This window comes from uncultured Meiothermus sp., from assembly GCF_937863175.1.
Classification (GTDB): domain Bacteria; phylum Deinococcota; class Deinococci; order Deinococcales; family Thermaceae; genus Meiothermus.
The window spans coordinates 1-10,624 of sequence record NZ_CALMCQ010000389.1 but is presented as its reverse complement, the minus strand read 5'-3'; the positions used below and the strand labels follow the sequence as shown (position 1 = coordinate 10,624).

The window sequence follows — 10,624 nt, the reverse complement described above, 5'->3', positions numbered from 1 at the left end:
TGCTCTTCCGATCTATCTTAAGCTAAAGATACATTAACAGCACCGAAAGCTGGGAGGTCGGGATGGCGAGGGGTCTTGGGGGATGGCAGTTCAGCCACGCAACAAGCGGGGCCATACCATGAGGATCGTCTGTATCGGCGGTGGGCCAGCCGGGCTGTACTTTGCACTGCTGATGAAGAAGCAGAACCCCGCCCACGAGGTGACGGTGTTGGAGCGCAACCGCCCCGACGACACCTTCGGCTGGGGGGTGGTGTTTTCCAACCAGACCCTGGGGAACCTCGAGAAGGCCGACTACCCCAGCTACAGCCGCATTAGCAGGGCTTTCAACCACTGGGACGATATCGAGGTGCACTTCAAGGGGCGCACCATCCGCTCGAGCGGCCACGGTTTTATCGGCATCGGGCGGCAAAAACTGTTGAACATCCTGCAAGACCGCTGCCGCGAGCTGGGGGTCAGTCTGGTCTTTCAAACCGACGTATCCGACGATGAAGCAACTGCCCGGCAGTATCGGGCCGATCTGGTCATCGCCGCCGACGGCATCAACAGCCGCATTCGCAAGAAGTACGAGAAAACCTTCGAGCCCGACGTGGAGGTGCGCAAGTGCCGTTTCGTCTGGCTGGGCATTCCCAAGCGCTTCGAGGCCTTCACCTTCGCCTTCGAAGAGACCCCCTGGGGCTGGTTCCAGGCCCACGCCTACCAGTTCGACGCCGAGACCTCGACCTTCATCGTGGAGACGCCCGAGGCGGTCTGGCAGAAAGCCGGCCTGGGGCAGATGAGCCAGGAGGAGGGCATCGCCTTCTGCGAAAGACTCTTTGCCAGATACCTGGACGGCCGCAAGCTGTTGTCCAACGCCGCCCACCTGCGTGGCTCGGCCATCTGGATCAGGTTCCCCCGGGTAGTCTGCAAGACCTGGGTTCACTGGAACTGTCTCGAGGGGCGAGAAATTCCGCTGGTGCTGATGGGCGATGCGGCCCATACCGCACACTTCTCTATCGGCAGCGGCACCAAGCTGGCCCTGGAAGACGCCATCGAACTGGCCAAAGCCTTCGCCCGGGTGGGCGATAGCCCAGAACACCTGCGGCGGGTTCTGGCCGAGTACCAGGCGGCGCGAAGTGTGGAGGTGCTCAAGATCCAGAACGCCGCGCGGAACTCGACCGAGTGGTTCGAAAACGTCGAGCGTTACACGGGGTTGGAAGCCGAGCAGTTCGCCTACAGCCTGATGACCCGCTCGCAGCGCATCTCGCACGAGAACCTGCGGCTGCGGGACAAGCACTACCTGGAAAGCGTGGAGGCCTGGCTGGCACAGAGATCGGGCCTGCCGCCCAGGCCGGTCCCGCCGATGTTCACCCCCTTTGCGCTGCGGGGTCTGACCCTGAAAAACCGGGTGGTGGTCTCGCCCATGGCAATGTACTCGGCCCAGGACGGGCTGGTGAACGATTTTCACCTGGTGCACCTGGGGGCGCGGGCCCTGGGCGGGGCTGCCCTGGTCTTCACCGAGATGACCTGCCCCTCGGCGGATGCGCGGATCACCCCGGGCTGCGCCGGGCTGTACCGCGAAGAGCACAGAGCAGCCTACAGGCGCATCGTGGATTTCGTGCACCACAACTCCGACGCCAAAATTGGGCTCCAGCTGGGGCACGCCGGGCCCAAAGGCTCGACCCAGGTAGGCTGGGAGGACGAAAACGAGCCACTGTCGGAGGGCAACTGGCCCCTGATCGCCCCCTCGCCCATCCCCTACGGGCCCAACAACCAGACCCCGCGCGAGATGAGCCGAGACGATATGGAGCGGGTCAAGGCCGATTTTGTGCGGGCCGCACACTGGGGGGCCGAGGCCGGGTTCGACTGGCTCGAGCTGCACTGCGCCCACGGCTACCTGCTCTCGGCCTTCATCTGCCCGCTCACCAACCTCCGCACCGACGAGTATGGCGGGTCCCTGGAAAATCGGGTGCGCTACCCGCTGGAGGTGTTTGTCGCCCTACGCGCGGTCTGGCCCCGGCACCTGCCAATCTCGGTGCGCATCTCGGCCCACGACTGGGCCCCCGGCGGCAACACCCCGGGCGACGCGGTGCAGATCGCCAGAATGTTCAAAGAGGCCGGGTGCGACCTGATGGATGTCTCCTCCGGACAGACCACCCGCCAGGCCAGGCCGGTCTACGGGCGGATGTACCAGACCCCCTTCGCCGACCGTATCAGGAACGAGGTGAAGATCGCCACCATGGCCGTGGGGGCCATTTTCGAGGCCGACCACGTGAACTCCATCATTGCGGCGGGGCGGGCCGACCTCTGCGCCATCGCCCGGCCCCACCTGGCCGACCCCCACTGGACGCTGCACCAGGCGGCCAGACTGGGCTACCCCGAGGTGGCCTGGCCCAAGCAGTACCTCTCGGGCAAGGCCCAGCTCGAGCGCAATCTGGCCCGGGCCCAGGCCGAGCAGGCCGAGGAGCTGGCAGCCCGATGAACCCCCAGCCCCTGACCGGAAAGCACGCCATAGTGACCGGCGGTGGGCGCGGCATTGGGGCGGCCATCGCCGCGGAACTGGCCCAGGCCGGGGCCAGGCTCACCCTGATGGGGCGCAGCCGGGCCAGCCTGGAAGCACAGGCCCAAAAACTCGGCCCCGAGGTCCATATGGAAACCTGCGACGTCGCCAACCCCCAGGAGGTGCAGCGGGCTTTCGAGGCTGCCGCAGGAGCATTGGGAAGCGTGACCATCCTGGTCAACAACGCCGGGCAGGCCGAGAGCCAGCCTTTCGTCAAAACTGACCTGGGGCTGTGGAACCGGACGCTGGAAGTCAACCTGACTGGCAGCTTCCTCTGCTCCCAGGCGGTGCTGCCGGGAATGCTAAAGGCGGGCTGGGGCCGCATCGTCAACATCGCCAGCACCGCAGGGCTGCGGGGCTACCCCTACGTGAGCGCCTACTGCGCCGCCAAGCACGGGGTGATCGGGCTGACCCGCTCGCTGGCCCTGGAGCTGGCCCGGAAGAACATTACGGTTAACGCAGTCTGCCCCGGCTACACCCAGACCGAGATGCTCGAGGCCAGTCTGGCCAAAATTGTACAGAAGACCGGGCGCAGCGCCGCCGAAGCCCGGGCCGAGCTGGCTTTAGCCAACCCCCAGGGCCGGCTGGTCGAGCCGCAGGAGGTGGCCCAGGCCGTGCTGTGGCTCTGCCTGCCGGCCTCGGGGGCCCTGACCGGGCAGGCCATCGCGGTGGCGGGAGGGGAGGTGACCTAGGTGGTAACGCTCAAGCCCGACCTCGAGACCCGCCTGGCCGAAGACCATCCTCAGGTAGATTCCCTTCGGGACGGGCGGGAGCCCGAACATCTGCAGGCCATCAGGCTGTGGTTGCGCCTCTTAACCTGCACCAACCTGATCACCACCGAGATCCGCACCCGGCTGCGCGAGAGCTTCCAGACCACCCTGCCCCGCTTCGACCTGCTGGCCCAGCTCGAGCGCCACCCCCAGGGCCTCAAGATGGGTGAGCTCTCGAGGCGCATGATGGTTACCACCGGGAATATCACCGGAATTACCGATCAGCTCGAGGCCGAGGGCCTGGTGCGCCGCGCGGTGGATCCCCGCGACCGACGCTCCTTCACGGTCAAGCTTACCCCCCAGGGCCGCAAGGTATTCGCCGAGATGGCCCGGGTGCACGAGGGCTGGGTGATTGAGTTCTTCTCCGGCCTCGGGGCCGCCGAAAAAGACAGCCTGTTCACCTTGCTGGGCAGGCTCAAAGCCCACCTCAACGGAAAGGAGGCCCGCCCGTGAGCCTGCCCCCAGACCTCGCCACCAGCCTGCCAGGAAACCCGCTGGAACTATCCGGCTACCAGGCCCGGCACTTCCTGTGGTCGGTGGACAAAGCCGTGGCTACCCTCACCCTCAACCGCCCCGAGCGCAAAAACCCCCTCACCTTCGAGTCGTATGCCGAGCTGCGCGACCTCTTCCGCGCCCTGACCTACGCCAAAGACGTGAAAGCCGTGGTGATTACCGGGGCAGGCGGCAACTTCTGCTCCGGCGGCGACGTGCACGAGATCATCGGCCCCCTCACCCAGATGAAAATGCCAGACCTGCTGGCCTTCACCCGCATGACCGGCGACCTGGTCAGGGCCATGCGGGCCTGCCCCCAGCCCATCGTGAGCGCGGTGGACGGGGTCTGCGCTGGGGCCGGGGCCATCCTCGCCATGGCCTCGGATCTCCGCTACGGCACCGCCCAGAGCAAGACCGCCTTCCTTTTTGTGCGGGTGGGGCTGGCGGGCTGCGACATGGGGGCCTGCGCCATGCTGCCGCGCATCATCGGGCAGGGGCGGGCCTCCGAGCTTTTGTACACCGGCCGCGTGATGGGCGGCGAGGAGGCCGAACGCTGGGGCTTTTTCAACCGCCTGTGCGCGCCGGAAAAGCTGCTTTTGGAAGCCCAGCAGCTGGCCCTCTCGCTGGCCCAGGGCCCCACCTTCGCCCACGCCATGACCAAAAAGATGCTCCACCAGGAGTGGGACATGAGCCTGGACCAGGCCCTCGAGGCCGAAGCCCAGGCCCAGGCCATCTGCATGACCACCCGCGACTTCCAGCGCGCCTACCAGGCTTTCGTGGCCAAGGAAAAGCCCGTCTTTGAGGGGGACTGATGAAAGGGGCAGAGGGTCACGCGACAACTCGGGGGTCTAGGGTCGAGCGGGAGCGCGTCGTTCTGGCCGGAATGACTCTCGGGGATCACGCTTCGAGAAACAGGCAAAGAGAATTGTCTCAGTCCCGTAACCTTTACATGCCTGTCAACCCGAAGGCCAATCAAAACAAAGTTGCCATTCTGAGCGAAGCGAAGAATCTACTGCTCTGCGGTCAACTGTATTCAGTACACTGCCTCACAGAAGATTCTTCGTCGCAAAGGACGCTCCTCAGAATGACAACTGTTTTGTACATGTCCCTCCGACCCCGCCGCCAAACTCCGCGTTACTCCTGTGCCTTTAGCTTTCGGCTATCAACCAATCCAGGAGGCTCACCATGAGCGATAAAGCCTATCTGGAATGGCCTTTTTTTGAGCCACAGCACCGCAAGCTGGCGCAGGAGCTGGAAGCCTGGGCGGTGCGCAGCCTAGCCAAACACTACGAGCACGGGGCGGACGATCCCCTTCGGGACGGAGCAGGCTCCGTGCACCAGGTGGACGATCCCCTTCGGGACGGAGCAGGCTCCGTGCACCATGTTAACAGCGTCTGTCGAAAGCTCGTCAAAATGTTGGGTGAAGCGGGCTGGACGCGCTACGCTGTAGGGGGGCGGGCTTTTGGCGGAGTGCACGACGCGATTGATACCCGCGCAGTCTGCCTGATCCGCGAGACCCTGGCCTACCACCAGGGGCTGGCCGACTTTGCCTTTGCCATGCAGGGACTGGGCTCCGGGGCCATCACCCTGCACGGCGCCCCGGAGCAGAAAGCCATTTACTTGACGAAAGTAGCCCGGGGCGAGTTCATCGCGGCCTTCGCCCTCTCCGAGCCAGACGCTGGCTCCGACGTGGGGGCCCTGACCACCGAGGCCCGAGCCGAGGGTGACTCCTACGTGCTGAACGGGCACAAAACCTGGATTTCCAACGGCGGCATCGCCGATTTCTACGTGGTCTTCGCCCGCGCGCCGGGTAGCCAGGGCTCGGGGGGCATCAGCGCCTTTGTGGTGGAGGCGGACACACCCGGCCTCGAGATCGCCGAGCGCCTCGAGGTCATGGCACCGCACCCGCTGGCCAGGCTGCGCTTCAAAGACTGCCGAATTCCCAGCAGCCAGCGTTTAGGCCAGGCAGGGCAGGGCTTCAAAATCGCCATGCAGACCCTGGACATCTTCCGCACCTCGGTGGCGGCGGCGGCCCTGGGCTTTGCCCGGCGGGCGCTGGACGAGGCCCTGCACCGGGCCACCACCCGCCCCATGTTCGGCCAGACCCTGGCCGACTTCCAGCTCACCCAGGCCAAGCTAGCCCAGATGGCCACCCAGGTGGACGCCGCCGCCCTGCTCACCTACCGCGCGGCCTGGCTACGCGACCAGGGGAAGCGGGTCACCCAGGAGGCCGCCATGGCCAAGCTCACCGCCACCGAGAACGCCCAGCAGGTGATTGACGCAGCCCTGCAGATCTGGGGCGGGCTGGGCGTGACCAGAGGACAGGTGGTGGAGTCGCTGTACCGCGAGATCCGCGCCCTGCGCATCTACGAGGGGGCCAGCGAGGTGCAGCAACTGATTATCGCGCGGGAGATGCTCAAGAATTTCAAGGAGAGCCAGACTGTGAAAGGAGGGGTCTGAGATGGGGTATAGACAGGATAGTGGCATGGCCGGGGATGAAATGGGCCCACTCCATAGCGCCCACATAGATACCTTTGCCAGGGACCATCTGCCGCCCAGGTCGGACTGGCCCGAGCTGATTTTTACGCTACCGGAGCTTCAGTTCCCCGAGCGCTTGAACTGCGCCACCGAACTGCTGGACCAGATGGCTGCCCGGCACCCCGAGCGCGTCTGCGTGCGGGCCACCGGGCTTAGCTGGACCTATGGCGACCTGCTGGAGAAAGCCAACCGCATCGCCGGTGTACTGGTGGAGGAGATGGGCCTGGTGCCCGGCAACCGGGTGCTGCTGCACGCGCCCAACAACCCTATGCTGGTCGCGGCCTGGTTTGCGGTGATGAAGGCCGGGGGGATTGCCGTCACCACTATGCCCCTGCTGCGGGCCAAGGAGCTTACCGACGTGATCACCAAGGCCCAGATCTCGCACGCCCTGTGCGACGGGCGGCTGCGCGAGGGGCTGGAAAATGCGCTGCCGGGCTGCCCCACGCTGAAGCAGGTCCTCTACTGGGGCGAAGGCGGCGGCCTGGAAGCGCTGATGGCCGGTAAATCGGGGGAGTTCCGCAACGTGGAGACCGCCAGCGACGATACCTGCCTGATCGCCTTCACCTCCGGCACCACCGGCAGGCCCAAGGGCTGTATGCACTTCCACCGCGATGTGCTGGCCATCTGCGACACCTTCGCAAAGTATGTGCTGCGAGCCTCGCCCGAGGACGTGTTTATAGGCAGCCCGCCGCTGGCCTTCACCTTCGGGCTGGGGGGGCTGGTGCTCTTCCCCATGCGGATCGGAGCCTCGCTGGCACTCCTGGAAAAGGCCAGCCCCGATCTGCTGCTGCCGGCCATTGCCGAGTTCGGGGCCAGCGTGGTCTTCACCTCGCCTACCGCCTACCGGGCCATGGCTGCCCAGGCCAAAAACCACGACCTCACCTCGCTGCGGAAGGGTGTCTCTGCCGGAGAACCCCTCCCCGCCTCGACCCGCAAGCTGTGGAAGGAAGCCACGGGTATCGAGCTGATTGACGGCATCGGGGCCACCGAGATGCTGCACATCTTCATTTCGCACACCGAGGCCGAGGCCAGGCCGGGCGCCACCGGCAAGCCGGTGCCGGGCTACCAGGCCTCCATCCTGGATGATGTCGGCAGACCCATGCCCCCAGGCCAGGTTGGACGCTTGGCAGTGCGCGGCCCAACCGGCTGCCGCTACCTGGCGGACGATCCCCTTCGGGACGGAGCAAGCTCCGTGCACCAGAACGACAACCGCCAGCGACAGTACGTGCAGCACGGCTGGAACATCACCGGCGACGCCTATCTGGTGGATGGGCAGGGCTACTTTATCTACCAGGCCCGCACCGACGACCTGATCATCTCCTCGGGCTACAACATCGCTGGGCCGGAGGTCGAGGAGGCGCTCTTGCTGCACCCCGACGTAGCCGAGTGCGCGGTGGTGGGGGTGCCCGACCCCGAACGGGGGCAGATCGTCAAGGCCTACCTGGTGCTGCGGCCCGGGGTGGCTGCCTCCGCCGAGCTGGTAAAAGAGATACAGGACTTTGTGAAGCAGAAAATAGCACCCTACAAATACCCCCGTTCTATCGAGTTCCGCGAAAGCCTGCCGCGCACCCCGACCGGCAAGCTGCAGCGCTTCGTGTTGCGCCAGGAGGCCTTGGGAGCGAGGGGGTAGTTATGGAGCGTATAAAGGAAGGCCTGCAGATCCTGCAACCCCCTGGCTGGCCCAAGCCCAAGGGCTACGTCAACGGTATCGCTGCCCGCGGAACTATGGTCTTCATTGCGGGGATGATTGGCTGGAACCGCAAGGGCATCTTCGAGACCGACGACTTTGTGGGCCAGACCCGCCAGGCCCTGCAAAACATCCTCGAGACCCTGGCCGAGGCCGGCGGAAAATCCGAGCACCTGGTGCGGCTGACCTGGTTCGTGACCAGCAAGAAGGAGTACCTGGCCTCGCTGGACGCCCTGGGGGTGGCCTACCGCGAGATGATGGGGCGCCACTACCCGGTCATGTCGGTGGTGGAGGTCTCGGCCCTGATGGAAGACCGGGCCAGGGTAGAGCTCGAGGCCACGGCAGTGATCCCTGACTAAAGGAAATCCTATGACCTTAGAAGCCATCCAGGCCCTCGACCGCTCCGATCCGCTGGCGGCCAAGCGCGAGGAGTTCGTAATCCCCGAGGGGCTGGTCTACCTCGACGGCAACTCGCTGGGTCTACTGCCCAGAGCGGTGCCCGGCCATCTGGAAAAGGTGGTGCAGCAGCAGTGGGGCCACGACCTGATCCGAAGCTGGAATCTGCACGGCTGGGTGGAGTTGCCCCTCCAGGTCGGGGCCAAGATCGCGCGGCTGATCGGGGCCGAGGCCGACGAGGTGGTGGCTGCCGATTCGACCTCAGTAAATCTCTTTAAGGTTTTGCTGGCCGCCCTGCGGCTGCGTCCGAACCGCAGGATCATCGTCTCCGACATTGACAACTTCCCCACCGACCTCTACATCGCCCAGGGGGTCTCGAGGCTCCTGGGCGGCTACGAGCTGCGTTTTGTACAGAAAGACCAGATAGAGGCTGCCCTTGACCAACAGACCGCCGTGCTGATGCTGACCGAGGTGGACTACCGCACCGGCTACCTCTACGATATGGCCCGGCTGACCCGGCTAGCCCACGAAAAGGGGGCGCTGGTGATCTGGGATCTGGCCCACAGCGCGGGGGCCTTCCCGGTGCACCTGAACCAGCACAGAGTGGACTTTGCGGTGGGTTGCGGCTACAAGTACCTCAACGGCGGCCCCGGCGCACCGGCCTTCCTGTTCGTTGCCCGGCAGCACCAGCGGGCCGCCTTCCCCTTCCTCTCGGGCTGGATGGGCCACCAGGCCCCGTTCGCCTTTGTTCCGGAGTACGTGGCGGCTGAGGACATTCGCCGGCTGACCGTAGGCACCCCCAGTGTGCTCTCGATGAGCGCGCTGGATGCAGCGCTCGAGGTCTTCGCCAACGTAGACATGGAGGTGGTACGGCAAAAGTCGCTGCAGCTGACCGGCCTGTTTATCGAGCTGATGGAGCCGCTGGCGGCCCGCTATGGTTTTGAACTGGTCACCCCTACCCTTCACACCCGGCGCGGCAGCCAGGTCTCCTACCGCCACCCCCAGGGCTACCCGGTGATGCAGGCCCTGATCAGCCAGGGCGTGGTGGGCGACTTCCGCGCTCCGGACATCGTGCGCTTCGGCTTCGCCCCGCTCTACCTGCGCTTCGTGGACGTCTGGTATGCGGTGAACAGGCTGGAGCAGGTCATGCGCCAGGATCTCTGGAAAGACCCCCGCTTCAGCCAAAGGGCTAAGGTGACGTGATGCCAGGCGACCCGAAAGACGAGACCTACACCCAGGCCCATACCGACTTCCACCAGGATCTGTCGTATGGCGACTATCTGAGGCTCGACCAACTCCTCTCGGCCCAGCGCACCCTCACCCAGGCCCACGACGAGGTGCTCTTCATTGCCATCCACCAGGTGCAGGAGCTATGGATGAAGCTGATCATCCACGAGCTGAAAACGGCGATGAACCTGCTCAGGCAGGGCATCATTGACCCGGCGCTGAAGATGCTGGCCCGGGTCTGCCGGGCCCAGGAGCAGATGACCTCGAGCTGGGAAGTGCTCAAGACCATGACCCCGTCCGACTATTTAGAGTTTCGCTCCTCCTTCGGGCGGGCCTCCGGCTTCCAGTCGCACCAGTACCGCCTGATCGAGTTCCTGTTCGGCAACAAACAGCCCTTTATGATGCGCCCACACCAGCACCGACCAGAACACTACCAGCTCCTGGAAGAGGCTTTGCAGGCGCCCAGCCTCTACGACATCACCCTGCAACTGGTGGCAGCTAAGGGGCTGGAAATTCCCCAGAGCGTGCTACAGCGTGATTTTTCCAGGCCCTACCAGCCCGACCAGACAGTACGGGCAGCCTGGCTTCAGGTCTACCGCCATACCGAGCAGTACTGGGATCTGTACTACCTGGCAGAAAAGCTGGTGGATGTGGAAGACAACTTCCGTCGCTGGCGCTTTAACCACCTGACCACCGTCGAGCGCATCATCGGCTACAAGCAAGGCACCGGCGGGACCGCTGGCGTACCCTATCTAAAGCGGGCGCTGGATATCGTGCTGTTTCCCGAGCTGTGGCAGGTGCGCACCGATTTGTAGGGTCTCTGTTGCCCAGCCACCTTTGGTACTGCTCCAAACCCGTGATCACTCGAGGAACACGGCAAGTAAAGGGAGGAAAGATGAAAAGAATGCTTTGGTTGATGGTTTTGTTGGGATTGGTAAGTTTTTCGCTCGCGATGGCCCAGCAGCGCAGTGTCAGGAT

At 64.7% G+C, this 10,624-nt stretch carries 9 protein-coding genes; all 9 read left to right on the top strand.

Annotation, left to right across the window (positions count from 1 at the left end; all coding sequences use genetic code 11):
• Nucleotides 1–118: 118 nt before the first annotated feature.
• The gene (locus Q0288_RS14600) at nucleotides 119–2,458 is read left to right on the top strand and encodes a bifunctional salicylyl-CoA 5-hydroxylase/oxidoreductase (protein ID WP_299431863.1); all 2,340 of its coding nucleotides are present in this window, start codon (nucleotides 119–121) and stop codon (nucleotides 2,456–2,458) included.
• The gene (locus Q0288_RS14595; RefSeq protein ID WP_299431860.1) at nucleotides 2,455–3,228 is read left to right on the top strand and encodes an SDR family oxidoreductase; all 774 of its coding nucleotides are present in this window, start codon (nucleotides 2,455–2,457) and stop codon (nucleotides 3,226–3,228) included. The genes Q0288_RS14600 and Q0288_RS14595 overlap by 4 nt, the downstream gene beginning before the upstream one ends.
• Complete coding sequence (locus Q0288_RS14590) at nucleotides 3,229–3,759, top strand: MarR family transcriptional regulator (RefSeq protein ID WP_299431857.1); 531 nt, start codon at nucleotides 3,229–3,231, stop codon at nucleotides 3,757–3,759.
• On the top strand, nucleotides 3,756–4,610 hold the full coding sequence (locus tag Q0288_RS14585; RefSeq protein ID WP_299431854.1) for an enoyl-CoA hydratase family protein: 855 nt from the start codon (nucleotides 3,756–3,758) through the stop codon (nucleotides 4,608–4,610). Before Q0288_RS14590 ends, Q0288_RS14585 begins: the two co-directional genes overlap by 4 nt.
• Before the next feature lie 373 nt (nucleotides 4,611–4,983).
• The gene (locus Q0288_RS14580; protein WP_299431851.1) at nucleotides 4,984–6,258 is read left to right on the top strand and encodes an acyl-CoA dehydrogenase family protein; all 1,275 of its coding nucleotides are present in this window, start codon (nucleotides 4,984–4,986) and stop codon (nucleotides 6,256–6,258) included.
• Between the two features lie 25 nt (nucleotides 6,259–6,283).
• Nucleotides 6,284–7,966: an AMP-binding protein gene (locus tag Q0288_RS14575; protein ID WP_299431848.1), complete on the top strand. Its 1,683-nt coding sequence runs from the start codon at nucleotides 6,284–6,286 to the stop codon at nucleotides 7,964–7,966.
• Between the two features lie 2 nt (nucleotides 7,967–7,968).
• Entirely contained in the window at nucleotides 7,969–8,382 is a 414-nt protein-coding gene (locus tag Q0288_RS14570; protein WP_299431845.1) for a RidA family protein, read from the top strand.
• Nucleotides 8,383–8,392: 10 nt separating this feature from the next.
• The gene (gene kynU, locus Q0288_RS14565) at nucleotides 8,393–9,622 is read left to right on the top strand and encodes a kynureninase (protein WP_299431842.1); all 1,230 of its coding nucleotides are present in this window, start codon (nucleotides 8,393–8,395) and stop codon (nucleotides 9,620–9,622) included.
• Nucleotides 9,622–10,461, top strand: coding sequence for a tryptophan 2,3-dioxygenase (gene kynA / locus Q0288_RS14560; protein WP_299431839.1), 840 nt, complete (start codon nucleotides 9,622–9,624; stop codon nucleotides 10,459–10,461). The genes kynU and kynA overlap by 1 nt, the downstream gene beginning before the upstream one ends.
• The last annotated feature ends 163 nt before the right edge of the window (nucleotides 10,462–10,624 follow it).